Here is a 24,227-nt window from a genome sequence, read left to right on the forward strand (position 1 = left end):
ATGGCTGCTTTCAAAGAAACGAAGTTCCCGGCAGACGCTCCCGTCGCCGAAAAAGCGCTGGGCTGGGTCGATGACCGCTTTCCCCTGACCAAGCTGTGGAACGACCAATGGGGCAAGTACTACGCCCCGAAAAACTTCAATTTCTGGTACATCTTCGGCTCGCTGGCCATGCTGGTGCTGGTGCTGCAGATCGTCACCGGCATCTTCCTGACCATGCACTACAAACCGGATGCGGCCCTGGCCTTCAATTCCGTCGAGTACATCATGCGCGAAGTACCGTGGGGCTGGCTGGTGCGCTACATGCACTCGACGGGCGCCTCGGCCTTCTTCATCATCGTCTACCTGCACATGACGCGCGGCCTGCTGTACGGCTCCTACCGCAAGCCACGTGAACTGATCTGGCTGTTCGGTTTCGCCATCTTCCTGTGCCTGATGGCCGAAGCGTTCTTCGGTTACCTGCTGCCATGGGGCCAGATGTCGTACTGGGGCGCGCAAGTGATCGTCAACCTGTTTGGCGCCATCCCGCTGATCGGCCCCGACCTGTCGCTGTGGATCCGCGGCGACTACGTCGTGTCCGACGCGACCCTGAACCGCTTCTTCGCCTTCCACGTGATCGCCATCCCGCTGGTACTGCTGGGCTTGGTTGCAGCGCACTTGATCGCCCTGCATGAAGTCGGCTCGAGCAACCCGGACGGCATCGAAGTGAAGGAAAACCTGGGCGCCGACGGCCACCCGGTCGATTCGATTCCATCGCATCCGTACTACACCGTGCATGACCTGTTCGGCGTATCGATCTTCCTCGTCATTTTCAGCGCCGTCGTCTTCTTCGCGCCGGAAATGGGCGGTTACTTCCTGGAGTACAACAACTTCCTGCCGGGCGACTCGCTGAAAACCCCGCTGCACATCGCGCCAACCTGGTACTTCACGCCGTTCTACTCGGTGCTGCGAGCCACCACGGCCGACTTCATGTACGTGCTGATGGGTGTCGTGGCTGCCTACGTGGTGTTCATCTGGCTCAAGTCGCGCCTGTCGACGACCGTCAAATCCCTCATCGCCGGCATCGCCATCGTCGCCATCATCGGCATGCTGCCGCAGGTGCTCGATGCGAAATTCTGGGGCGTGGTGTTCTTCGGCGGTTCCGTCGTGATCCTGGCCTTCCTGCCATGGCTGGACCATTCGCCGGTGAAATCGATCCGCTACCGTCCGACCTGGCACAAATACATCTATGCCATCTTCGGCCTGTCGTTCCTGATCCTCGGCTACCTCGGGACCCAGGCGCCAACGGATGCGAAGACCATCGTGTCGCAAGTGTGCACCCTGATTTACTTCAGCTTCTTCCTGTTGATGCCATGGTGGAGTGCAATGGGCCAGTTCAAGACCGTGCCGTCGCGTGTGACGTTTCACCCGCACTAAGCCGCTCTCACGCCACGCTCAAAGGACATACATCATATGAAGATTGCAAAAAAACTGCTCGCCATCCTGGCCTTCGTGCCTGCCATGGCTCTCGCCAGCGAAGGCGGCTTTCCGCTGGACAAGGCGCCTGACCGCCAGACCAACATGGCAGCGCTGCAGCATGGCGCCAAATTGTTCGTCAATTATTGCTTGAATTGCCACGCCGCCGTGTCGATGCGCTACAACCGCCTGCGCGACCTGGGCTTGACGGAAATCCAGATCAAGGAGAATCTGTTGTTCTCAGGTGATAAAGTAGGCGACCTGATGACGACGGCCCTGGCACCGCAGGACGCCAAGGCCTTCTTTGGCGTCGTACCGCCGGATTTGTCGGTAATTTCGCGCGCGAAATCATCTTCCGCTGGCACAGGCGGCGACTACCTGTATACTTACCTGCGTACGTTCTATAAAGACGACACTCGTCCGACCGGCTGGAACAACATGGTCGTGCCGAATGTTGCCATGCCGCATGTATTATGGGAATTGCAAGGTGTCCAGACTGCCAAGTTCGTGGAAGAGAATGATCCGCACGAAGCTGGCAAGAAGATCCACAAATTTGCCGGCTTCGAGCAGGTCAAGCCAGGTACGTTGAACAAGATCGAGTATGACAATGCGGTAGCCGACCTGGTCGGCTACATGGAGTGGATGGCCGAACCGGCACAGCAAACACGCAAGCGCCTGGGCGTGTGGGTGCTGCTGTTCCTGTCGGTCTTTGCTCTGCTGGCATGGCGCCTTAACGCGTCGTTCTGGAAGGAAGTCAAATAAGTGAGGCGCCGGCCATAGGCCGGTTTATGCCTGTTTCTGCGTTGTCCGCATGAGTGGACAAGCGACCTGGGGTGAGCCGTTCGCGGCTTCACCCCCTTTGTTTCTAAGGAACTATAAAAAATGATGGTTCTCTATTCGGGTACAACCTGCCCATTTTCGCAACGCTGCCGCCTGGTCCTGTTTGAAAAAGGCATGGACTTCGAAGTGCGCGACGTCGACCTGTTCAACAAACCGGAAGACATTTCGACCATGAATCCGTACGGCCAGGTGCCTATCCTGGTCGAACGCGAACTGATCCTGTATGAATCGAACATCATCAACGAGTACATCGATGAGCGCTTCCCGCATCCGCAACTGATGCCGGCCGATCCGCTGATGCGTGCCCGCGCGCGCCTGATGCTATTCAATTTCGAAAAAGAACTGTTCGTGCACGTGCACGTGCTGGAAAGCGAACGCGCCAAGAGCAACGACAAGGCCCACGACAAGGCACGCGCGGAAATCCGCGACCGCCTGACGACCCTGGCGCCGCTGTTCCTGAAGAACAAGTACATGCTGGGCGACGAATTCTCGATGCTCGACGTGGCTGTCGCGCCGCTGCTGTGGCGCCTGGACCACTACGGCATCGAACTGTCGAAGACGGCTGCACCGCTGATGAAATACGCCGAACGCATCTTCTCGCGTCCTGCGTACATCGAAGCGCTGACGCCATCCGAAAAAGTGATGCGTCGTTAAGATATTCCCGGCAAGCAACGCTTGCCGGGAATATCTTGGGCCATGTGGTAAAGTTGCTTTTTGCGCTGTCCCAGTCTTTTGAACTACCGGTGCGCCCGCCTCATGCTGACGGGGGCGCTCCCGCCTCACCGTGCCTACCATGTCTGAAATCTCAACCAAACCTTATATGCTGCGCGCCATCTACGAGTGGTGCACCGACAGCGGCTACACGCCTTATCTCGCGGTCAAAGTCGATTCGCGCACCACGGTACCGATGGAATACGTGAAAAAGGGCGAAATCGTGCTCAACATCAGCTTCGGCGCCACCAGCGGCCTGAAGATGGACAATGACGCCATCCGCTTCCACGCCCGCTTTGGCGGCGTCTCGCGCGAAATCTACGTGCCGGTCGACAACGTGATGGCCATCTACGCCAACGAAAACGGCCAGGGCATGGCCTTCGAGCCCGTGCTGGGCAACGATGACCCGGACGCGCAACCGACGGACAGCCCGGCCTCCGCCGACGTCCCGCCACCCGTGCTCGCCCCCGCCGCCAGCGGTCCCACCTTGTCGTCCGTGCCGACCGGCTCCCCCGAACAACGCGACAACGCCACGCCCGGCGACGACGAGCCACCAAAAAAAGGCGGCCGCCCGACCCTGACACGCATTAAATAGCGTATAATTCGCAACGCGCAGTTTTTGCCGACTTAGCTCATTTGGTAGAGCAGTTGATTTGTAATCATCAGGTGGCCAGTTCGAAACCGGCAGTCGGCACCAAGAATATCAAGGGCTTACAGAGATGTAAGCCCTTTTCTTTTGGTCGAGTGTCAACCACCCAGCAAGGCAATGTCCTGCATCTGCTTACTCAGCCTTGAAGGCAAGCAATTCAACCCCATATCTATTTTTTAACATCCCAGGGGGAAAATTGTGGCGCAGTCCTTCAAAATTGGCGACATCGTTGCATTGAAATCGGGCGGTCCCGAGATGACTGTTCAGGGCGCAGGCGGCGCTACGAATTACTATCGCTGCCAGTGGTTCGCTGGAAAGAAACTGGAGTCTGGGCAGTTCCCAGCTGACTCCATCACATTGGTTACGCCGAAAGCAGAGTAATGAGTCCAGACACCGTTTCTCAATGGATGCTTGCACAAATTCATAAAGATGGGTGCCTGTACCAGGATGACGTCGTAGACCACCTTGTAAAGGGCAATGTCACCAGCTTGCTACGCGAGAATGTCGACGGAAACCTGGTGATTGGAACCGGACTGCTTGCTGCGTTTCGAAAACTCACCGAGCATATGGTTGTTTGGGTTAAACCAGACCGCTACTGGAGATTTCGAGTGAAGGAAGATGAGCCAGGCCGTGACGCAAGAGGATAATTAGACGGGTAGCTAACATGCTGCCCGTCTTCGTTTACATCTCGGCAGGTCAATTTTTTATGGAAAGCCGCGTCAACGGGTTTAGCAGTTTGGCCTCCTGAAGATGACCAGGGCTGAGATGTGCGTAGATCATGGTCGTCTGCAGACTGGAGTGACCAAGCACCTTTTGCAGCGTCAAGATGTTCCCGCCATTCATTATAAAGTGGCTTGCGAACGTATGCCGCAAGACATGCGTGAGCTGGCCAGGTAACAGCTCGATCCCAGATTCCTTGACAGCCATACGAAACGCTCCAACCGAGCTTTTGAATATCCGGCCGGAAGCATCCTTACATCCTGCGCTATGGAATTCCCGTATCTCGTCGGCGAGCGAATCATCGATTGGGACTGATCGGTTCTTGTCAGTCTTCGTTTGCGTGAAGTGAATCATGCCACTATGGAGCTGAGAAATACGCAGAGACTCGCCTTCGTTCCATCGAGCGGCAGATGCTAGGCAAAGTTTCGTAATCAGAAACGCATCTCGATCCGTGCGCGCCTCCAATGCGGCTAGCAGTGCACGAATCTCATCGTCGTTCAAATAAGACAGCTCGCGCTCCGCGATCTTAAACTGGCGAAGTCGCGCCAAGGGATTGTTCTCTGTCCAGAATCCCAGGCGGATCAGCTCGTTGAATACAGCGCGCAGGTATGCATGCTCCCGATTGATTGTATTGGCTGTTACCCCTTCCGCCAGCCGCGCTGAACGATACGCCGCGAAATGCTCGGATTTCAGGTGCTCGGCAATTGGATTACCAAGCGTCCCACAAACTCAAAGCAGCGTGCCATATGTGCGCGTATGGCGTAACTGGACGCCATGATGCGACTGCCATAGCTCGATAAGCTCCGACAATTTGGTAATGTTTTTCTTGGGCTTTATCCAACCGTCATTCTGTACAACCTGCGTCTTCGCCCAAGCCTCGAACTGTAAAGCTTCTGCCTTCGTTGGCAACGTCTTTCGGATACGCTTGTGGCCACGCCCACCAGGCTGAATATCAACAAGCCATCCGGCTTCTGATTTTTTGATGGTCATATTTTCACTACTCGCTATCGTCGAGATATGAAGGTGTTTTAAGTTTCACTAGCTCAGCGACAAGCTCGACATCCTCTACTCCGGCAAGCGCGTGTTGCTCAGCGTTGCGTCCGATCTCCAGCTCGAGTAGTTGGATTTTTTGTGCATGCGAAATCCCATACTCAACATCCTCGTCAGCACTCTCCTTACTTTCCATCACACGATGCTGCCAAGCCAGCATTATCGTGGCCCTCTCCCAATACCCTTCCGCAGCTTTTCGACGTGCCCGCCTTCTCTCAGGAAAGCTAGCCGCGCCATCGCTATCTACATGGCCATGCTTCGCATCAGTAATTCCAGTCGAAAGCCAGAAAGCGAATTTTGGCCAGCGCGTACACACGGCCGCAATCATGTCGCAGGTCGGCCGCTGTCGCCCATGCCAAAAACTCTTCCAGCTATTTGCAGAAATCAGTGTCAGTTTTTCCAGCTCAGCGAAACGACCTCTCTCATCAGTCGTCCGCTCAATTAGCCGCGTGTCTGGAGACGACTATGAGCCAATGAATATCACTTTTGGTGACGAGACGCCGACGGTATCAAGCACAAGCAAAGACAATGCTGGCAACCCGGTACAGAACGTCGTTTACCGTCCTTCGGGCGTAATCGTAGATGTCGTCGCTAAGGTGCTGGGCAGTGGCAAGGTCAAGATCGCCATTGACGGCCAGATCAGCAGCTTCAAGGCAACATCGACTGGTGTCAGCGATTCACCTACGCTTATAAAACGCCAGGTGAAAACCACGATTACGGCCTCCGATGGCGAGGTACTATTGCTCGGCGGCCTGAACGACAGCCAAGTCTTCGGACTCCTTCTCGAGGCTTCCATTCCTTCCTTCATCGTGGTCGGTCACATCTAATAACAGCACTCAAACAGAACTGGTTTTAGTGCTATCCGCAAGAACTAACAACTAAACGAGACGGCAACTGGTTTCGCGGGTTCAAGACACCTGGGTCTTCAATTAAATTGGCTTGAGAACGGCTGGGTTATACGGTTCGAGGACTAGGATATTTACTGATCAAGCACAATACGGAAAGCGCGTACACGAAGGATTTTGTTGGTATTACCAAGAAAATTTGTGTTGCATCGGAAAACCTTACAATCGCGTGTGTGAAAACACGAAGTCCGCAAGGACAGCGTATTAAAGTCCGCGATACCTGATATATTGACATCGAATTCGACACGAATGCATACGATCTGCGAATAGGAATTTTCTTGAAATGGCTAATATTTCATACGATGAGCGCGAACGTCGGAGGCGGGCTGCGGAGTTCGCACGTACTTCCTTGGGTCTTGAAGGCATGAACCCTAGTATGGTTTGCCTAGAGAAAACAAGGCGCTTCATTGATGGAGAGATCGATTTTAATGAGTTTTTGCAAGAATCGCATCAGCCTTCGATTCGCCCATACGGTAGCGAGATAACGAGTTGACGAAGCTCCATGGTTTGTACAGTGAATAGCTAAGCTCGTCGTTGGAAACGACGATGCCGTGCTCTTAACGTGTTTTCACACACGCTACTCTTAATCTCTCAAGCAACCAGAGCATCTCTAAAACTTGCTAGCTCGTAAAATAATGTTTCTCAAATGCTACATTTACTGTATGCTGTCCGAAGGTAGTAATTCGACAATCAATTTCAATACAATATCGAAAAATGGCGAAATTCAAGATCTACAATATCCAACTTCTTCCTACAGATGACGCGACCGAGGTTGGTGTCAAGGGGTACAAGAAGCTATTCGCTGAACTCCGAGATCTAAATTCGAAGCACTTGTCAGCCAAAACACATCTGGAATATCACTATCATGTAAGTGGTAACATTTATGTTGGTCCTTTCGATTTCAATTTCCCCGCTGGATATGTAACTGGCCATTTTGTCAGATATCGCAACACTGAAAAAGTTACCGACTTAGCAACTGGAAAAATGCTCTTCAAGGCGACTCGAGGTAAGGGAGGGGTTGTAACCAGAAGAGACGTACCATTCGTTTTCGATGCAAAACGTCACTTTCTCGCAATAGATAGTTCTTTGGACGTACGTTCGGAGAATTTCATTTCTGCACTTCTTCAGCTTCTTTCCCCTATTGCCGAAGAGCACTTTCCGAAATATGACTTAACAGTAAATTTAATTTCAAAACCCAATGGTCTCGAAAATGTTCTCAAGACTGCCGTTTCATTCAAAACAGTAGCGATTCATCTAAACGGTCCGAATGGAGATGATGCTCTCGATGTGCTTGGTGAAATGCGGGAAACAAAGATGCAGAAGCTGATACTTGACGTTTCGGCGGGAAGTGGACGCATGCTGCGCCTTCCTGACTTTGTTAAGCGCATACTTCGCTCGGTTCCCGGTCACGGTTGGTCAACCGTATCCTATTTCGTGCAAGAGGGTGAACCTGGAGAACAGCGCGAACGCTTACAGAATTATGACTCTCGCGAACAGCCTCAAACTTTCATAGTCCACCGTAGCAGCAATGATACGAACGAGAGTGATTTTTTCGCACGGGTTGCAAGTCGCCTAGAGGGCGTTGACATAGCGGCGAGCGATTTGGAGGAGGACGATGCCCCGTCCCCTGAAGCTTCTAAATAGTTAGCAATTAATGACGATGACAACATTAGAAAGGCTAAGGCGCGTTCCAATCCTTGGGACCATGGCTTGGCTTGCCAATTGCTATGCCTATGGTGGTGACCGTAGAGCGGGTAGCGAACTTGCACCTATCAAACTTTGGTTTAAAGCATATTTTTGGAATCTCATTGCAGCGGCGACTCTTACAATGATCACGTTGCCAGATTTCTCAATTTCAATATGGGAACATGTTTTCTCATGCAAACCGATAGTTGAAAAGTTAAGTGGATTTGGTGCATCTCCTGGTCCAATTATTATCGCAGTCTTTCCATGTTTGCTTGGGCTTGGTATCGGTATCTACGCTCTGCTTTTTGCGCTTGATACTTCGTTTATTCGACAGATGCATCGCAAGCTAGAGGAAGCTCGACGGGATGGGAGGCGTAAACACGGTTCAGTGCTGATTCTCAACTCTGACATTGCCTTTCCACTTTCATTTATGGTTGTAGTCGTTGCAGTTGGCATATTTTGCCAAGCCTATCCTAATGTCCTTTGGATACAGGTTGCATCTTGGATATCGTTCTGGTACGGCCTCGCGTTAGTACTTGAAATAATCGCATTACTTTTCTTGTTGATCGATAATAGTATTCTTGAGAAGGCCGATGAGAAACAAAACACTCCCAATGTTCCCTCTACAAACGATATACCGCCTCCGAGTAGTTAAGTTGTTCAGCTTTTCACGACACTTACGTGCTACTCGATGCAAGACATTGACTGACTAAGCACCTAAAACATGTCAACCAACCGTCAACAATACTGTTAGATCAGCAAGGCAACACTGTTAGGTAAAAATGGATAAGTAGTTGATTTTGTTGGGTAAAGTTAGCCATTGTTAACAGCACCAGGGAATTTGCAATCATCAGGTGGCCAGTTCGAAACCGGCAGTCGGCACCAGAATTCAGCAGTAAATCAAAGGGTTACCCGCTTCGGCTGGTAGCCCTTTTTTCTTTTCTCCCCCCTGCGAACCACTCCCGTGACGCGTTGCTGCACCGCGCAATGACTATCAGCACGTTTAGGCGCAAGATGAGCACGTGCTTGCGCAAAGCAGGCTCCCGATGTCTGGCTTGCCTACCTGGGGAAATATCATGTCCGCACACACTTACAAGCTAATCGAACTGGTCGGCACGTCGACCGAGAGCAGCGATCAGGCGATACGCGATGCCATTGCCAAGGCGGCGCTGACGGTCAAGCACATGGACTGGTATGAAGTGACCGAGTCGCGGGGACATATCGTCGACGGCAAGGTGGCGCACTTCCAGGTCACGCTCAAGGTCGGCTTCCGGCTCGAGTAAACGAATCGAGTAAGGCAGGCGGCGCATTCACCGCCGCGCGACCGCCCCCCGGCTTTCCAGCCACTCCCGGCCGCCGGCCTCCAGCGCGGTCTCGATGACATTGTCCGGCAAGCTGTAGACGGTCGCCCAGCTGGCCCGGCCATCCTGCGTGTTGGCGGGAAAGCTGTGCGTCTCGATCGGCCAGTGGTATTTGCGTTTGAGCGCCTTGACGATGGCGGCCAGCGAGACGCGGCCTTGCAGCGGCTCGGCGCCGGACTGGTCGCGGTTCGACAGCAGCACGGCCAGGACCTGGCCGCGGCCCGTGCGCGCGCCGGGGAAGGTGGGGGTTTTGTTTGCCATGGCCTATTTTACCGGGCAATGATCGGACGAGAGGCGATGTGCCGCACCTTTGATCCGGCGCAAGCGCCGCAGCGGCTTTGCGTCCACGATGGGTATTTCGCCAGGCGTGCCAGCGCCCCTCTGCCAGCCTGGGCCTATCATCATGGGGCACAGGAGCCTATCATGCACAGCCTGAACATCCACGCCATGCAATGGCAGCCCGTTGCCGATATTTCCGCCGTCGATCCGCTGCTGCCCGAGGATCTCGCCTGCTTTCGCGAACTGCGCGATGTGCTGCAACGCTATGGCGCGCTCGACCGCTTCGGCATTTCCCTGATCCACCGCCATTTCGACATCGCCGACGATGAGGAGCTGATGGAGTACACGGATGCGGAAGCACGCACCCTGACGGTAAAACCTGTCAAGAAAAGCGACATCGACTGGCAGCATACGACGATTACCAACTGGAAATTGACGGAGGGCGAGGAAGTGGCGCGCATCGGATGCGGCTGCGCACGCAATTCCGGTGGCCACCTCGGCTATCACCGGGGCACCTGAGGCTGGCTGGCACCGCCCGCCAAGCGGCGTCGGCCTTTCTTACACTTTGCTCCCGCCAGCTCAGCCCGCTTTGCGCAAGCAATTGATTTCACGTGATTTTTTTGTGTGGCACGCAAGCTGCTTATCCCTGTCTACGAGATGAATCCAGGCAAGTCATCCTGGATTCTTTGTCCCCCGGATTTTTCGAGACTGACCACGATAAGAGGCTGCGATGAACGTCGATCACACACGAAGCAAGACCCTGGGCTGGCTGGGCGCACTGGCGGCGGCAAGCCTGCTGGCCAGCGGCCAGGCACAGGCCGGCGCGTACGGCCTGGCCGTCAATGAGTTGAACAATTTCCGCATCACCACCAGCGCCGGCGCGCTGTCGCTGGCCGGCGCCAATCGCAATGCCAGCGACAGCGCGTTTTTCGAAGGCGGCGTGGCTGTCAATCCGCGTGCCGTCAATACGGGGCCGGCCGCCAACGCCGACGTGCTGCAAGTGTGCTCGGGCGGAGGCTGCAGCGGCTTGCCGCAAAACAATTACGCCCCCAGCCCCAGTTCCACCCTGGAGTTCGCCCGCGGCGATGCACATGCCTTCGGCAACATGCTCAATGGCGGCGCCACGGTGCGCGCCGTGGCGGAAGCCCAGCGCAACACGGTCGGTGCCGCCACGTCCACGGCCGGCGACACGCTCACCGGCTCCGTCAACCTGACCCTGTCGAGCGCCGGCTTCATCACCTTCAGCTTCATGGGACGGCGCGACCTGCGCACCAGCGTGACGACCATGGGCGACAAGTCGAACGTGTCGATCATGGATATCTTCAATATCTCCTGCAACAGCGCCAGCCCCGTCGGCTGCCTGTCGAACGCGAATGCCGATGGCGTGATCTTCCAGTTCGCGCCCGATGGCGATGCCAACAATGGCAGCGACGTCAACGGCAACCATACGGTCGGCAGCCTGGATCCGTTCAGCCTGAACATGACGGCAGGCACCAACGACCCGGCCACCGGGCGCGCCTTCACGAATGGCTTTGCGATGTTTTCCCTGACCTCGAATTTCGCCCTGCCGGCCGGCAGCTATACCTTGAACTTTTCCAAGTCCACGCGCACGGACATCGTCGTCATCGATCCCCTGGCCGTGCCGGAACCAGGCACCCTGTTCCTGCTGGGCATGGGATTGGCGGCCCTGGCTTTTACGCGGCGCCGCCAGCCACAATCATCAGCGGCATGAAATAAAACGGCGTCTCCTGGGCGCCGTTTTATTTTGCATCAACAGAGGCGTGTTAACCGAGCCGCGCCAGCGCCTGGCGCGCCAGCTGCAACTGCTGCAGATAATAGCGGTGCAGCATGGCCGGATCGCTCAGGTCGCGCCCGAGTACCAGGCGCAGCTCGCTGGCAGGACAATCGGCGGCCTGGGTCTGCACCTGGGTTTGTACCTGCATCCCCAACTGGCGGGCCAGCTGGCGCGCCGCCTGCTCCTGCGCGGGCCGGTATTCGACGCGCGTGCGCGCCACCTGGAAGCTGGTTTCATTGGCCAGGCGCACCACCTGCACGGGACTGCCGGCCAGGCTGCGCGCCAGTGCGGCGGCCAGGCCGGGCACGCCATTGCCATTCACAATTTCCAGGCGCGGACGGGGTACGGCAACGGCAACGGGCATGCTGCGCACGGCTGCCGGCACACGCTGCAAGCGGGCCATGCCTTCGCCTTGCGTGATCTCGATGCGCGCCATGGCGGGCACATCCGGCACCGGTGCGGCCACGGGTACACCTTGCGGCGGCGCCTCGCTGCGCAAGACGGCCATGTCGCGCCGCAAATCGTGCTCCTGCAAGCTGGCCGCCTGGCGCCGCATGACGGCCGCGCGCGCGTGTTGCCCCAGGCGTTCGAGCACTTGCGCCAGATGCTGCCAGGCCAGCGCATTGAGCGGGTCGAGCAGACACGCCTGCTCCAGCGCAGTCAACGCTTGCGCATCGCGTCCACTCAGATAATAAGCATGACCGAGATTGCTGAACAGATACGCCTGTTGCGGCTGCGGCGTGCCCGCCTCCTGCGTCAAGGCCAGCCAATGGACAATCGCAGCGTCGTGCTCGCCCCGCTGCGCGTGCAGCACGGCCAGGCCGTTGCGCGCATTCACATGGCGCGGCGCGGCGCGCAAGGCTTGCTCGTAGGCCGCTTGCGCGGCAGGCAGGTCGCCCGCATCAAAATACTGGCGTCCCGCGACATAGGCCGCATCGGCAGCTGCAGCGGGCGGCGCCGGCAGCAGCGGCGCGTGCGCCGTGTGGCTGGCGCACGCGCCCAGGCCCAGACAGGCACAGGCGGCGGCCAGGCGGGTAATCGTCAAGCGCATGGTAGCTCCTTTCAGCGGCTGGCCATGGCCGGCACGAGCACGCGATACACTTCGATCACGGCCGGCCCCATGAGCACCAGCATGAGGGTGGGAAAAACGCAAAAGATCAGCGGGAACAGCAGTTTCAGGGCAATCTTCGCTGCCGCCTCCTCGGCCAGCAGGCTGCGCTTGCCGCGCAGGTTTTCCGAATGCACGCGCAGCGAATCACCCATGCTGGTGCCGAAGCGTTCCGACTGGATCAGCATGGCGACCAAGGTATCGACGTCTTCCACGCCGCTGCGCAGGGCCAGGTTGCGCAGCGCCTTTTCCTTGGAAAAGCCGGCGCGCATTTCCATCAGCACCAGCTGCAACTCCTGTGCCAGCACCACACTCTTGATATGGATTTCGCCCGACACCTTCACCAGCGCGCGCTCCAGGCTCAGGCCCGCTTCCACGCAGACGGTCAGCAAGTCGAGCGCGTCGGGGATGTTTTCAAAGATGTCGCGCTGGCGCCGCTTGGCCGTGCTGGCCAGCACCAGGTTCGGCAGGTAATAGCCGATGGTGGCGCTGACGCACAGCAGCAGCAATAGCACGCTGCGCAGCTGCGCCGCCATGGCGCTGGCCGCATACAGGCCCAGCACGGTGGGAAACAGCAGAGCCAGCACGCTTTTCGCGGCGAAGTACAGGGCCGGCGCGCTGGCCTGGCGCCAGCCTGCGTTCATGAAGCGCGTGCGCAGCGGCGAGCGCTCCCAGCCCTCTTCCGGCAGCGACAGCTTGCTGAACGGCTGCGCCACGCGCGCCACGCGCTCCACCCAGCCGTTTTCCGCCACCGCCTCGCTGGCGGCCGGTGCCATGGAACCGAACAGGCGCTGGCGCAAGGCACCGGGAAAGAAGATCAGCCATGCCAGCAGGGCCAGCGCCACCACCACGGCGAAGACAATCAACAGGAACAGTAGTTGCGGGCCAGTCATGACATTTCCTCCACGTTAAATGCGGATGCGAATGACGTTGCGCATCCAGACCACGCCCAGCGCCACCATGCCGGCCGCGTACCACAGCAGTTTGATGCCGCTGGGATCGGTCCACAGCAGGCTGATGTATTGCGGATTGACGAGCGCCATGACGCCGATCATCACCACCGGCATCAAGCCCAGCACCCAGGCCGACATGCGCCCCTCGGCCGACAGCACGCGCACCTGTCCCAGCAGTTTCAAGCGGGCACGGATGATGCGCGCGATGCTGACCAGCACTTCGGCCAGGTTACCGCCCGATTCGCGCTGCACCAGCACGGCGATGACGAGGTAGCGCAAGTCCGTCAGCGGGATGCGCGCGGCCAGGTTTTGCAGCGCCTCGTTCATCGGCACGCCGTAATTGATCTCTTCGTGCGCCATCTTGAATTCGCCGCTGATCGGCTCATTGAGTTCATCGCCCACCATCTGCAGCACATTCGAAAACGAGTGTCCGGCGCGCAGCGCGCGGGCCAGGAAATCGGCCGCTTCCGGCAATTGCGCCTCGATCTTTTTCAGCCGCGCGGCGCGCGCGCGCAGCACGACCATGCACGGCCCGCCGCCTGCCACGCCCAGCAGCAGCAAGGCACCCGGCAGCGGCATGGGCCAGATGGCCAGCCACAGCAGCGCCAGCAGCAGCAAGCCGCCCGCGCCGCCCAGGAACTGCGCCACCGACCAGGACAAGCCCGATTGCAGCAGCAGATGGTCGAGCCGTGCCGCCTGCGGCAGGCGCCGCAGCAAACGCTCCAGGCCGGGCGAGCGCGCATAGCGGCGCTGCTTGAGGATCGAGACCCGCTCGCCGCCCGCCTCGCCGCGCGCCGCCATCAGCCGCAAGCGCCGGTTGATGCGCCGCGCCGCGCTGCCGTGCGTGCCCGACCACCACAGCCAGGCGCCTTCCACCATCAGGATGCAGGCGGCGAACAGCAGCACGGCAAAGCCGTAGAACACCAGGTCCATGATGCTTCCTTTATTCGTAGATGCGGTCGGGATCAAACACCGTATCGGGCACGGGCGCGCCAAACATGCGCAAGCGTTCCGTGAAACGGGGCCGCACGCCCGTGGCGCAAAAGTGGCCCAGCACCTTGCCTGCCGCATCGACGCCCGTCTGCTCGAAGCGGAAGATTTCATGCATGGCGATGATGTCGCCCTCCATGCCCGTCACTTCCTGCAGGCTGACCAGCTTGCGCGCGCCATCCGTCAGGCGCGACACCTGCATCACCACCGTCACGGCCGAACAGATCTGCTGGCGCGTGGCGCGCGGCGTCAGGTTCACGCTGGCCATGCCGACCATGTTTTCCAGCCGCGCCAGCGCGTCGCGCGCCGTGTTCGAGTGGATCGTCGCCAGCGACCCCTCATGGCCCGTGTTCATCGCCTGCAGCATGTCGAGCGCCTCGGCGCCGCGCACCTCGCCTAGGATGATGCGGTCGGGCCGCATGCGCAGCGCATTGCGCACCAGCGCGCGCTGGCTCACTTCTCCCTTGCCCTCGATATTCGGCGGGCGCGTTTCCAGGCGCACCACGTGCGGCTGGCGCAGCGCCAGTTCGGCCGCATCCTCGATGGTGACGATGCGCTCGCTGCCGGGTATGAAGCCGGATAGCACGTTGAGCAGGGTCGTCTTGCCGCTGCCCGTGCCGCCCGAAATCAGGATGTTGACCTTGGCCTGCCCCAGCGCCTGCAGCACCTGCACCATGGGCGGCGTCAGGCTTTTGTAGTCGAGCAGGTTGGCAATCGTCAGCGGCTGCACGGCAAAGCGCCGGATCGACAGGATCGGGCCATCGACGGCCAGCGGCGGAATGATGGCGTTGACCCTGGAACCGTCCGGCAGGCGCGCGTCGACCATCGGACTCGATTCGTCGACCCGCCGTCCCACGCGCGAGACGATCTTTTCGATGATCTTCATCAGGTGCGCATTGTCGTGGAAGGTCACGTCCGTCAGCTGCAGCCGCCCGCCCCGCTCCACATACACCTTGTCGCAGGTGTTGACGAGGATATCGGACACGCTGGCATCGGCCAGCAACGGTTCCAGCGGGCCGAAGCCCAGCATCTCGTGCTGGATGTCGAGCACCAGGCTATGCCGCTCGTGCTGGTTCAGGACGATGCGCTCTTCCTCGATCACGCGCTGCACCAGCAGCGCCAGCTCGTGCTTGAACTGCTCCGCCGTCAGGCGTTTCAGGCGTTCCAGGTCGATACGGTCGAGTATCGTCTGGTGCATGGTCTTTTTGAGTTCCTGGTAGGCGTGCAGCGCCAGCGCGCCTTGTGCGTTGGTGGCGGGGCGCACCGTTTCATTTGCCGCCAGGCGTTCGCGTAAAGTCATCTCGGCTCCCATGATGGCTCCCGGCGGGAGCCTTGACATCTATCGTTGTCCTAAGCCTCGCTGCGGCTGAACAAGCGGTCGAACAGGCCGCGGCTTTCCGTCACGCGGCGCGCCGTCACCAGTTCCACCAGCTCGGCCAGGCTGCGCGCCACGGCGCTGGTGCGCGACAGCTGCAGCAGCGGGATGCCCTGGTTGACGGAATCGGTGGCGGCGATGTAATCGTTGGGCACCGTGTGCACCACTTCCGCGCCCAGCGCCTGCTCCAGGTCGGCCAGGCGCAGGCGGCCGCCCTTTTCATAGCGGTTGACGATCAGGCGCAGGCGCTCGCCCGGATAGCCGAGCGAGCGGAAGATGTCGAGCAGGCGGCGCCCGTCGCGGATGTCCGGCAAGGCCAGCTGCAGCACCGGATAGATGGCGTCGGCGTTGTCGAGCGCGCGCAGCGACAGCGCATCGATCTGGCGTCCCACGTCGAGCACGATGTAGTCGTAGTGCTGGCGCGCCACGGCGAGGATGCGGTCCATGTGCTCGGGCTGCATGTCGACCTTGTGCGCGGGATCGTCGGCCGCCGCCAGCACGCCGAAGTTCGGCGTCACGTGCACCAGGCACGAGGCGAGAAAGGCGCCGTCCATGCGCGCGATCTGCGCGCAGATGTCGGACAAGGTCATGGCCGGCTTCTGGTCCGAGACATACAGGGTGGCGTCGCCGAACTGGCCGTGCAGATCGATCAGCAGCACCTTGCAGCCGGCCAGTGTCGCCATCGCATAGGAAAAATTCGTCGACAAAAAGGTGGCGCCGCTGCCGCCCTTGCACGAGATGAAGGCGAGCACTTTGCCATCGCGCATCTGCGTCACGCCGGCCTGGATATCGACCCTGTCCATCGCCTCGTGGAAGGCCTTGTGCACCAGCGGCAGTTGCAGCACTTCGCGCATGCCGGCGCGCATGGCGCGTATCAGGACATCCTGCTGCTGGCCGCGCGTGAGCAGCATCAGCACGGCCAGCGGATACTGGCGCGCCAGGCGCTCGAGCAGGTCGGCTTCGTCGGCATCGATGCCGCTGGCGTCGACGATCACCAGTTCCGGCGCTTCGGCCAGCATGCGCTCGACGGCGTCGCGCAGGCCGCTGCGCCGGTCCAGCAGCCGCAGCACGGGCATGCGGGCCGCGCCTTGCGCCGCGATTTCATCGTGCAAGCTGGCGTCGCGGGTAATCATCAAGGCTTTCATCGCCCCTCCTTCATTCAAGGCTACACATTCGGCTGCGCCGGCGGATCGGCGCTCATGGACAAAAACCGGGATTGTCCGGATAGCCCAGCGACTCGGCCACCGCCATGGTGGTCCCGCTGGGCAAACGTATGGCGCCTGAGCCGGAAGGAAACATCACCCCCAGCAGCGGCAGGATGGGCCGGTAGAGCACGCCCTCGCAGCGCGCGCCGAGACCCGGCTGGCACAGGCGCGCGCGCACGAAGCGGATGCAGCTGGCGCCATGCGGATCGTCCAGGCAATTGATGCGGTTGCGTTGCGGGCAGCCCGGCAGCACCGTCACCGGCACTGCCGCCAGCGCGGCGCCGCCGCTGCTCTCCGACAAATAATCGATGCGCACATGTGCGTCGCCGATGCCGCCGCCCAGCGGCAGCGTGCCCGGCGTGGCGCGCAGCACGGCGTGCGTGCGCACGGCCTGCAAGGCGCCGGCATTGCTGAAATCGGTGACGGCGGCAGCGCGCGCCGCGCGCCGGGTGATCTCATGCACCATGTTCCACACGTACACGGCGCGCGCCATTTCCAGCATGGCAAACAGAAACAAAAAGAACAGCAGCGCCAGCATGGCAAATTCGACGGCGAAGACGCCCTCTTGGCGCTGCCGGCGGGGGGGCAGGTTAATTAACATAGCGCAATGTCGCATTGGCGCGCAGGGGAATCGGCTCCAGCTGCGGCAGCCACTTGCGGGTCAGCTCAGGCAGGAAATCCACCGGCATGTCCACGGTGACCTTGATGCGCACCTGCAGCGGCGCCGTCGCATAGCTGCCGCAGCCATAGGAATCGTCGGCATACACGCAATCCACGTTGACCCTGGCGGCCTCCATGTCGGGCCAGCTTTCCGCCATCGCATCGACCACCATCTGCCGGGCCAGGGCGGCGCCCTGGTTCGCCGTGCCGATGCTGCCCATCTGCGGCAGCGGCATGGTCGCCATGTAGCGCGCCGCATCGTGCACGCTTTTTTGCAGGGCCGTATACACCAGCAGCGCGCGGCCGAACAGCAGCACGAAGGGCAGCAGTCCCATGAAAAAAAGCAGGATCAGCGCCAGCTCGATGGCGGCGACACCGCCCTGGCGGCGTGGCGCGCGGCAGGCCGGCTTCATTGCAGCAGCTCCGCCGGGCCGATCAGCGATCCCTCGGCTGCCAGGCCGGCAAATTCGGCGCTCAGCACGCCATTGCTGGCCGGCGCCGTCATGAAGAAGCGGCCGATGCCCAGCACCTGGGCCAGCACGTCGCTGCCGGCCGGCACGGGACAGGCGAGCAGCGCAATGTGCAGCAAACGCCGCTGCGCCAGGCCCGCGTTGCCGGTCGGCGCCGTCTGGTATGCCAGCGTCAGGTACGGCGACTTGTCGGTCGGATAGCTGGATTTGGCGGCCGGGGCGGCCGGCGTGGCCGGATACAGCTTGGGCCAGTCGGTGGTGGCAAACGGCGGATAACCGCCGGCCGGCTTCGGGTTGCTGTACCTGGCCGCCCTGGAAAATGACCACAGCGGCCCGTAGCTGCCGACCGCGGGCGGCGTCGCATTCGACTCCGGATCGGCCACGGACAGCAACGGATTGCCCGTGCTCAGCGCACTGGGCGCATCGGGCGCATTCGTCATCCACCAGTTCGCCGCCGTGTTCGGATAGGCGCGGATGTTCGTGTCGGACGGCGCCACCACCGGATGGCAACCGCTGCCCGGATACTGGTTGAAGCGCGCATTGAAGGCCGTCCATAGCGCGGCGGGAAAAGGCCGGTGCACATGCACCTGGGCGCTGCCGATGCGCGGATACAGCACCGTGCCGCTGCAGACAAACGGCAAGACGTTCGATTCGCTGACCTGCTGCGACGGTCCCACCACGCCCGGCCGGCCCAGCGGATTGAGCACGAAATGTTCGGCCGCCGGGCCGTGCGGATTGAGCTTCAGCAAGTTATACGCCACGCCGCGGCGAAAGCCATATTCCAGCAGCTCGACGGCCGGCAGCAGTGCCGCATTCGTGCGCGGGCTGGCGGCACTGGCCGACAGCGCGCAGACAGCCAGCGGCATCAGATTCAAGCTGCTGCGCCCCGCCACGGCGCGCGCGCCCGTGTCCAGGGTGCGCAGGGCCGGCGACCAGGCGCCGAGGAATGCCGTCGCCACCCGCCCCAGCGAGGGATCATTGGCCTGCGTATCGACGCGCACGAACAGCGCCGTGGCGGCGTCGGGCACGGCGCCCGCCGCATGCCATTCGCTGGCGGGCGCGTCGGGAGCACTGGCGAAGCGGATGCTGGCGTCCGACAAGGTCGCGCCCTCCATGCGGCGGCGCCATGCGCTGCGGTCGGCCGCACTGCTCTTGGCTTTCGTCACGGCGGCAAGCAGGCCCTCGGGCGTGCCCACCAGCTCCGCCGCCGCCGCCATCGCCGCGTTGTCGGCCAGGTTCTGCAGTTCCGTCTTGCGGCCGATGACCTGCCCCACGTCCAGCGCCAGGCCGATAAAGCCCAGCACCACGATGAGCAGGATGGAAAAGGCGATCAGCATCGCACCGCGCTGGCGCCGGCTTCTATTTGCCATTGCCGCCTCCCAGCATGAATTGCACCGGCTGCGGCGCCTGGGCATTCGGTTCGGCAAACGAGGCGCGGTAGCGCTGCATGACGGCGTGCGCGCTGGGGCCGTCAAGGCCGTCTGCCGGCGTGCGATTGCCCGCGCCGGCCGGATCGCGCACCTGCTGCGCCATGGACAGGCGCACGGCGTCGCCGAAGCGGCGGTCCAGCTGCGGCGTGCTGCCGTGCGCGCAGGCGGCCAGCTGCAAGGCCAGGGCCAGGGCGGCCAGGCGCCGCAGCGACGTCAAGAGCGAGTTCGGCATGGCGTATCTCCCCGTCTCATTTCAACTCGAAACCGTTGGCCGCGCGCGGTGGCGGCACGGACGGCGGCGCCGAGGGCAAAGGCCCTTCCATCTTGCCGCCCAACATCAAGTCCATGCGCGACGGCGGCGCCAGCTGCGCCGTCGGCAGCACGGCATCGGCCGGCAAGGGTTTGACCAGGTGCGCGGTAATGACGAACAATAATTCCGTGCGGTCGTGCTGGAAATCCGTGCTGCGAAACAGCGCGCCGAGGATCGGCACTTCGCTCAGCCAGGGCAAGCCCGTGATGTTGCTCACCTGGTTGTTCTTGATCAAGCCGCCGATGGCATAGCTCTGGCCGTCGTACAGCTGCACCGTGGTCGAGGCGCGCCGCGTGGTGATGACGGGCAGAATCGAGCGCCCGCTGACGCCGGCGGCGGAAATGCCCACCCCTTCGCGCGACAGTTCCGACACTTCCGGCGCCACCTTCAGATTGATGCGCCCGCCCGACAGCACGGTCGGCGTGAAGCGCAGGCCGACACCGTACTCGCGCTCTTCCAGCGTGATCTTGTTGTTGTCCTGGCCGACGGGAATGAAGATCTTGCCGCCGGCCAGAAAACTGCCCTCTTGCCCGCTGATCGCCATCACTGTCGGTTCGGCCAGGATGCGCACCAGGCCATCCTGTTTCTGCGCCTCGATGGTCAGCTGCTGGCCATTCGACTTGCGCACGTCGAGCAGGCCGTTGGCCGTGCCGCTCAAGAAATTCGACAGCAAGGTGGTGGCCCAGCTGCCGGAAGCAAAGCGCAGCGTGGCGCCCACTTCCAGCCGTTCCAGCAGCGACTTCGACACTTCCGCGATCTGCACGGCCAGCATCACTTGCTGCGGCGCACTGACGTCGAGCATATTGATGATGCGGCTGTTTGCGCTGCCCGCGCCGCCAGCGGGCGCCGTGGCGGCGGGCGGCATGGCGGCGCCATCGGCGGGCTTGGGCAGCGCCAGCGGCACCGTGGCACGGCGCACGTACGCATGCGCCAGCTCGACGGCGCGCAGCACGGCGCCCGCGTCCTGCACCGTGCCCGACAGCACCAGGGTGTCGGCCACGGCCGTGACGCGGATGGCTTTTTCTTCCGGCATCAGCGCCGCCAGAGTTGCCTGCAAGCCGGCCGGGTCCATGCTGACGCTGACGTTCACCACGCTGCACACGCCGCTGCGTCCCTGGATGATCATGTTCGTGCTGCCCACGTCGACGCCGACCACATACAAGGTGTCGGGCGCCACCAGCATGGCTTGCACCACGGCCGGATTGCCGACGCTGCGGGCCAGCACCGCCTCGGGCAGGCGCAGCATGCTCGACTTGCCCACCTGCAGTTGCAGGTTGCCGGGCGAGGCCGCTTCACCGCCGCAGCGCGGGCCAGGATCGGCCGCCGCGCCGGCAAGCGGCGACAGCAGGCAGCACAGTATCAGCAGGGCGCGGTTCATGAGCGTGTCCATGGTTGGCTAAAAACATTCGCGCGACTGGCGCGTTCCATCGATGACGCCGCTGCACTGGCGCGTTGGCTCCGGCGGCGCCTTGGCCACGCGTACCGGACGCGGCGCGGCGGCCGGCACGGGCGCGGCGGCAGGAGCGGGCTCGTCGGCTTCGTGCGGTCCGCCCAGCAGGGTCAGCTTGGTGGCGCCCGCCGTCACGCCCGGCTGCGGGTCGACCTGGTTGCGCAGCACCAGCGACAGGCTGCCCACGCTGCGCGCCAGGTCCAGGTTTTCCGCCTGTTCCGGCGTCACTTCCAGGGTCACCGCATTGACCACGCGCGGCTTGGTCTCGTCGCGCCCCACTTCCTGCGCCACGGCCAGCACGAGGATGCGTTCGAGCACGATCTTGGAAATGTTGCGGCTTTGCGGAAAGGCGCGGTCGCCAGAATCCTGCTGCGTGCTCACGATGATGTCGACATAGTTGCCCGGCAAGGCGAAGCCGGCCACGCCGATCACATCGTTGACGCGCACGGTAATGGCGCGCCGCCCTTCCGTGATGAGAGCCGACAGGCCGCCCAGGGTGCCGGCCGGCGCCAGCTTGGCTTCGCTCAGCGGCTCGCCGCGCAGCACGCTGGTTTTCAGCACCCGTCCCGCCAGTTTCGCCGGGTCTTGCAGCGCGCCTTGCGGCAAGCTTTCCGCCGGCCACTCTGCCAGGCGCAGCATCTCGGGCGCCAGGCGCTGGCCCAGGTTGACATCGCTGGCGGCGACGACGATCTTGCCCTTGCCGGCCGGCGTCTGGCGCAGCAGCCAGTGCGAGGCCAGCAGCACGGCCAGCAGACCCAGCACGACCGCCAGGCCCATCATCAGGAGGGCGCGCCGGTTTTTCATGCGATACGCTCGCACAGGCTGGCGGCCGGCATGTCGCAGCTGGCAAACAGGCTGCCCCAGGCCTGTTCCAGGGCGCCCACCGTCAGGCGCGCTTCGCAGCCGGCAAAGCCGGCGAAGTCGCCTATGCGCGCCAGCAATTCCTGCGGATAGCTGGCCAGCAGGGGCCGTCCCTGCGCGCCATGCAGGTGCAGCAGATGGTTCAGGGCCAGCTCGTCGATGGCAATGCCGGCCAGCCGGCATTGCTGGCGGAACAGCGCGCGATAGGTGCTCTCGGCCAGCGGCCCCACGTGCACCTTGTAGCCGATGCGGCGCAGCAAGGCGGCGTCAAACAGCTCGCCCGGCGGCACGTTCGTGGCCAGCACGAGGGCATTGTCGAACGGCACGCAGATCTGCACGCCGCCGGGCAAGCCCAGCTGGTCGCTGCCGTGCGCCAGCGGCTGCATCAGCCGCGTCAGCAATTCCGGCGCGCCCAGGCGCTGGCGACCCAGGTCGTCGATGATCAGCATGCCATTATTGGCGCGTACATGGGGCGGCGCCTGGTAGCAGCCGCCGCTGGCGTCTAGCCGCAGTTCCAGCATGCCGGCGTCGAGCTCGGCGCCCACGTGGATCACGGGACGCTGGCACAGCACCCAGCGGATGTCCGTGCTGCGCCGCTCCAGCGCCTGGCGCGCATGGCTGACATGCTGCGGTGCGGGCGGCAGGTGCTGGGCCGGATCGTACAACTGGATGATGTCGTGGCCGACGATGACGGCGTACGGCACGGCGACCAGCCCGTGCAGCAATTGTCCCAGCTGCAGCGCCAGGGTCGACTTGCCGCTGCCGGGCGGACCGTACAGCAGCAGCGAGCGCCCCGAATGCAGGGCCGCGCCGACCACGTCGAGCATGCCCGGCCCCGCGTGGGCGCCACCCAGCACGGCGGCCAGGTCATCGCTGCCGACGCGCTGTTCCTGCGCCAGCCACGACTGGCGCGCCACCATGGCGCGGTAGGCTTCCAGGGTCACGGGCGCGGCGCCGATATACGCGCAGCGCTCGAGGAAGGCGCTGGCGCGCTGCTTGCCGGCGCTCGTCAGCTGGTACTGCACGTCGATATCGGATTCGCCGCGCCAGGCCACTTCGGCCATCTGCTCGCTCACCATGAAGTCAAGCACTTCGCGCAAGACATTGATCGACAGGCGCAAGCGCGTCGTCAGTGCGGACAGATGCGTCTTGCCGCTCACAAACATCAGCTTGGCGATCAGTTCAACCACCAGGGGCCGCTCCAGTCCCGTTTCACGCAAGCTCTTCGGCTGCGGCGGCAAGGGCGGCATCAGGTTCGCATCGGCAGGGCGCGGCGCACTCTCGGTGCTCATGGAATAGTCGACCTCGGTCATGCTGCGTCTCCTAGCCGGTTAAGACTGCATTCAACAGAATTCATTCTAGCGAGCGGGGACCGGTGCCCATTGATCAAGAGCAATGAATACCAATCAGAAATAATGCCGCCCTTGCACCAGCAGGCAGCCCAGGGCAATGGCCAGTCCGTACGGCATGTTGCCCACGCTGGCGCCGCTGCCCAAAGCGTTTGGCGCCAGGGGAATGCCGGCCATGCGCGCGATCATCGGCCACAGCAGCTGGCGCAGATTGCCGAGGCAGGCGCGCCACTTGCCCTGCCAGGTGATCATCAGCACGGCCATCAGGCCGCCCAGGACAAACGTGGCGAAACAGATCTGCAGCACGGGCCAGGGACCGGCAAAGGCGCCCGCCATGGCGATCAGCTTGACGTCGCCGGCAGCCATGCCGCGCAGCACGTACAGCGGTAGAAACAGGAAAAAGCCCGTGGCCATGCCGCCCAGCCACAGCGGCAGCACGTTTTGCGGCCACAGCCACAGGTGCAGCACCAGGGCGGCAAGGATGCCGGACAACACCACACCATTCGGTATCTTGCGGCGGATCAGATCACTGACGGCGGCCCCCGTCACGAAGCACAACAACAGCAGGTCGAATACGGCATAGGCAGGCATGCGGCACCTCCTGAAAAAAACCCGCCG

The 24,227-nt window shown here is 61.6% G+C and carries 28 protein-coding genes and 1 tRNA gene; 12 read left to right on the forward strand and 17 right to left on the reverse strand.

Features of this window, described 5'->3' with window-relative positions:
- The 6 genes from BLT98_RS15975 (at position 1) to BLT98_RS16005 (ending at position 4,299) form a co-directional block, all read left to right on the forward strand.
- A complete protein-coding gene (locus tag BLT98_RS15975; protein WP_092609317.1) occupies positions 1-1,413 on the forward strand; it encodes a cytochrome b in 1,413 nt (470 codons plus the stop codon).
- 36 nt (positions 1,414-1,449) lie between these two features.
- Positions 1,450-2,214 carry a cytochrome c1 gene (locus BLT98_RS15980; protein ID WP_034783597.1) on the forward strand — a complete coding sequence of 255 codons (765 nt, stop codon included), beginning with the start codon at positions 1,450-1,452 and terminating at the stop codon, positions 2,212-2,214.
- A 120-nt stretch (positions 2,215-2,334) separates the two neighbouring features.
- Positions 2,335-2,946 (forward strand): glutathione S-transferase N-terminal domain-containing protein, encoded by a 612-nt coding sequence (locus BLT98_RS15985; RefSeq protein WP_010394154.1) that lies wholly within the window; start codon positions 2,335-2,337, stop codon positions 2,944-2,946.
- A gap of 139 nt (positions 2,947-3,085) precedes the next feature.
- Entirely contained in the window at positions 3,086-3,598 is a 513-nt protein-coding gene (locus BLT98_RS15990; protein WP_070258525.1) for a ClpXP protease specificity-enhancing factor, read from the forward strand.
- A 26-nt stretch (positions 3,599-3,624) separates the two neighbouring features.
- A tRNA-Thr gene (locus BLT98_RS15995) sits at positions 3,625-3,700 on the forward strand.
- A gap of 332 nt (positions 3,701-4,032) precedes the next feature.
- The gene (locus BLT98_RS16005) at positions 4,033-4,299 is read left to right on the forward strand and encodes a DUF6953 family protein (RefSeq protein ID WP_092609323.1); all 267 of its coding nucleotides are present in this window, start codon (positions 4,033-4,035) and stop codon (positions 4,297-4,299) included.
- A gap of 49 nt (positions 4,300-4,348) precedes the next feature.
- Here the strand turns inward: BLT98_RS16005 and BLT98_RS29545 are convergent, their stop codons facing one another.
- The 3 genes from BLT98_RS29545 to BLT98_RS16015 all read right to left on the reverse strand — a co-directional run bounded on the left by BLT98_RS29545 (position 4,349) and on the right by BLT98_RS16015 (position 5,750).
- The gene (locus BLT98_RS29545) at positions 4,349-4,921 is read right to left on the reverse strand and encodes a tyrosine-type recombinase/integrase (RefSeq protein WP_244517508.1); all 573 of its coding nucleotides are present in this window, start codon (positions 4,919-4,921) and stop codon (positions 4,349-4,351) included.
- Between the two features lie 180 nt (positions 4,922-5,101).
- A complete protein-coding gene (locus tag BLT98_RS29550) occupies positions 5,102-5,362 on the reverse strand; it encodes a site-specific integrase (protein WP_244517509.1) in 261 nt (86 codons plus the stop codon).
- A 7-nt stretch (positions 5,363-5,369) separates the two neighbouring features.
- Complete coding sequence (locus tag BLT98_RS16015) at positions 5,370-5,750, reverse strand: hypothetical protein (protein WP_092609326.1); 381 nt, start codon at positions 5,748-5,750, stop codon at positions 5,370-5,372.
- On the opposite strand from BLT98_RS16015, the gene BLT98_RS16020 reads away from it, so the two are divergent.
- The 4 genes from BLT98_RS16020 to BLT98_RS16035 all read left to right on the forward strand — a co-directional run bounded on the left by BLT98_RS16020 (position 5,749) and on the right by BLT98_RS16035 (position 9,296).
- Positions 5,749-6,249: a hypothetical protein gene (locus BLT98_RS16020; protein ID WP_092609329.1), complete on the forward strand. Its 501-nt coding sequence runs from the start codon at positions 5,749-5,751 to the stop codon at positions 6,247-6,249. The two genes, BLT98_RS16015 and BLT98_RS16020, sit on opposite strands and share 2 nt — an antisense overlap.
- A gap of 792 nt (positions 6,250-7,041) precedes the next feature.
- Entirely contained in the window at positions 7,042-7,971 is a 930-nt protein-coding gene (locus BLT98_RS16030; protein WP_092609335.1) for a DUF4747 family protein, read from the forward strand.
- 16 nt (positions 7,972-7,987) lie between these two features.
- Positions 7,988-8,668 (forward strand): hypothetical protein, encoded by a 681-nt coding sequence (locus tag BLT98_RS28815; protein WP_139179276.1) that lies wholly within the window; start codon positions 7,988-7,990, stop codon positions 8,666-8,668.
- A gap of 421 nt (positions 8,669-9,089) precedes the next feature.
- A complete protein-coding gene (locus tag BLT98_RS16035; RefSeq protein WP_034753599.1) occupies positions 9,090-9,296 on the forward strand; it encodes a dodecin in 207 nt (68 codons plus the stop codon).
- Positions 9,297-9,323: 27 nt separating this feature from the next.
- On the opposite strand, the gene BLT98_RS16040 is transcribed toward BLT98_RS16035, so the two are convergent.
- Positions 9,324-9,635 (reverse strand): hypothetical protein, encoded by a 312-nt coding sequence (locus BLT98_RS16040; RefSeq protein WP_092609338.1) that lies wholly within the window; start codon positions 9,633-9,635, stop codon positions 9,324-9,326.
- A 162-nt stretch (positions 9,636-9,797) separates the two neighbouring features.
- On the opposite strand from BLT98_RS16040, the gene BLT98_RS16045 reads away from it, so the two are divergent.
- Positions 9,798-10,172, forward strand: a complete 375-nt coding sequence (locus BLT98_RS16045; protein WP_092609341.1) for a hypothetical protein — start codon at positions 9,798-9,800, stop codon at positions 10,170-10,172.
- A gap of 211 nt (positions 10,173-10,383) precedes the next feature.
- A complete protein-coding gene (locus BLT98_RS16050) occupies positions 10,384-11,385 on the forward strand; it encodes an EDSAP-1 family PEP-CTERM protein (RefSeq protein ID WP_070258518.1) in 1,002 nt (333 codons plus the stop codon).
- A gap of 52 nt (positions 11,386-11,437) precedes the next feature.
- Here BLT98_RS16050 and BLT98_RS16055 read toward each other — a convergent pair whose 3' ends face one another.
- The 13 genes from BLT98_RS16055 to BLT98_RS16115 form a co-directional block, all read right to left on the reverse strand.
- A complete protein-coding gene (locus BLT98_RS16055; protein ID WP_092609344.1) occupies positions 11,438-12,499 on the reverse strand; it encodes a LytR C-terminal domain-containing protein in 1,062 nt (353 codons plus the stop codon).
- Positions 12,500-12,510: 11 nt separating this feature from the next.
- Positions 12,511-13,449 (reverse strand): type II secretion system F family protein, encoded by a 939-nt coding sequence (locus tag BLT98_RS16060; RefSeq protein WP_092609347.1) that lies wholly within the window; start codon positions 13,447-13,449, stop codon positions 12,511-12,513.
- A gap of 15 nt (positions 13,450-13,464) precedes the next feature.
- On the reverse strand, positions 13,465-14,442 hold the full coding sequence (locus BLT98_RS16065) for a type II secretion system F family protein (RefSeq protein ID WP_092609351.1): 978 nt from the start codon (positions 14,440-14,442) through the stop codon (positions 13,465-13,467).
- Between the two features lie 10 nt (positions 14,443-14,452).
- On the reverse strand, positions 14,453-15,799 hold the full coding sequence (locus BLT98_RS16070; protein WP_170846399.1) for a TadA family conjugal transfer-associated ATPase: 1,347 nt from the start codon (positions 15,797-15,799) through the stop codon (positions 14,453-14,455).
- Between the two features lie 50 nt (positions 15,800-15,849).
- A complete protein-coding gene (locus BLT98_RS16075) occupies positions 15,850-17,019 on the reverse strand; it encodes a CpaE/TadZ family protein (RefSeq protein WP_034783630.1) in 1,170 nt (389 codons plus the stop codon).
- Positions 17,020-17,071: 52 nt separating this feature from the next.
- Positions 17,072-17,680: a TadE/TadG family type IV pilus assembly protein gene (locus BLT98_RS16080; protein WP_092609354.1), complete on the reverse strand. Its 609-nt coding sequence runs from the start codon at positions 17,678-17,680 to the stop codon at positions 17,072-17,074.
- Positions 17,670-18,152, reverse strand: a complete 483-nt coding sequence (locus tag BLT98_RS29220) for a TadE/TadG family type IV pilus assembly protein (protein ID WP_034783634.1) — start codon at positions 18,150-18,152, stop codon at positions 17,670-17,672. Before BLT98_RS29220 ends, BLT98_RS16080 begins: the two co-directional genes overlap by 11 nt.
- Positions 18,149-19,579 carry a pilus assembly protein TadG-related protein gene (locus BLT98_RS16090; RefSeq protein ID WP_170846400.1) on the reverse strand — a complete coding sequence of 477 codons (1,431 nt, stop codon included), beginning with the start codon at positions 19,577-19,579 and terminating at the stop codon, positions 18,149-18,151. The genes BLT98_RS29220 and BLT98_RS16090 overlap by 4 nt, the downstream gene beginning before the upstream one ends.
- Positions 19,569-19,871, reverse strand: coding sequence for a hypothetical protein (locus tag BLT98_RS16095; protein WP_092609360.1), 303 nt, complete (start codon positions 19,869-19,871; stop codon positions 19,569-19,571). The genes BLT98_RS16090 and BLT98_RS16095 overlap by 11 nt, the downstream gene beginning before the upstream one ends.
- A gap of 16 nt (positions 19,872-19,887) precedes the next feature.
- Positions 19,888-21,327, reverse strand: a complete 1,440-nt coding sequence (locus BLT98_RS16100; protein WP_092609973.1) for a type II and III secretion system protein family protein — start codon at positions 21,325-21,327, stop codon at positions 19,888-19,890.
- 18 nt (positions 21,328-21,345) lie between these two features.
- On the reverse strand, positions 21,346-22,203 hold the full coding sequence (cpaB, locus tag BLT98_RS16105; protein WP_092609363.1) for a Flp pilus assembly protein CpaB: 858 nt from the start codon (positions 22,201-22,203) through the stop codon (positions 21,346-21,348).
- Positions 22,200-23,573: an ATP-binding protein gene (locus BLT98_RS16110; RefSeq protein ID WP_092609366.1), complete on the reverse strand. Its 1,374-nt coding sequence runs from the start codon at positions 23,571-23,573 to the stop codon at positions 22,200-22,202. Before BLT98_RS16110 ends, cpaB begins: the two co-directional genes overlap by 4 nt.
- Before the next feature lie 93 nt (positions 23,574-23,666).
- Positions 23,667-24,200, reverse strand: a complete 534-nt coding sequence (locus BLT98_RS16115) for an A24 family peptidase (RefSeq protein ID WP_070280010.1) — start codon at positions 24,198-24,200, stop codon at positions 23,667-23,669.
- Positions 24,201-24,227: the final 27 nt, after the last annotated feature.

This window comes from Janthinobacterium sp. YR213 (assembly GCF_900099875.1).
GTDB lineage: Bacteria > Pseudomonadota > Gammaproteobacteria > Burkholderiales > Burkholderiaceae_D > Janthinobacterium > Janthinobacterium lividum.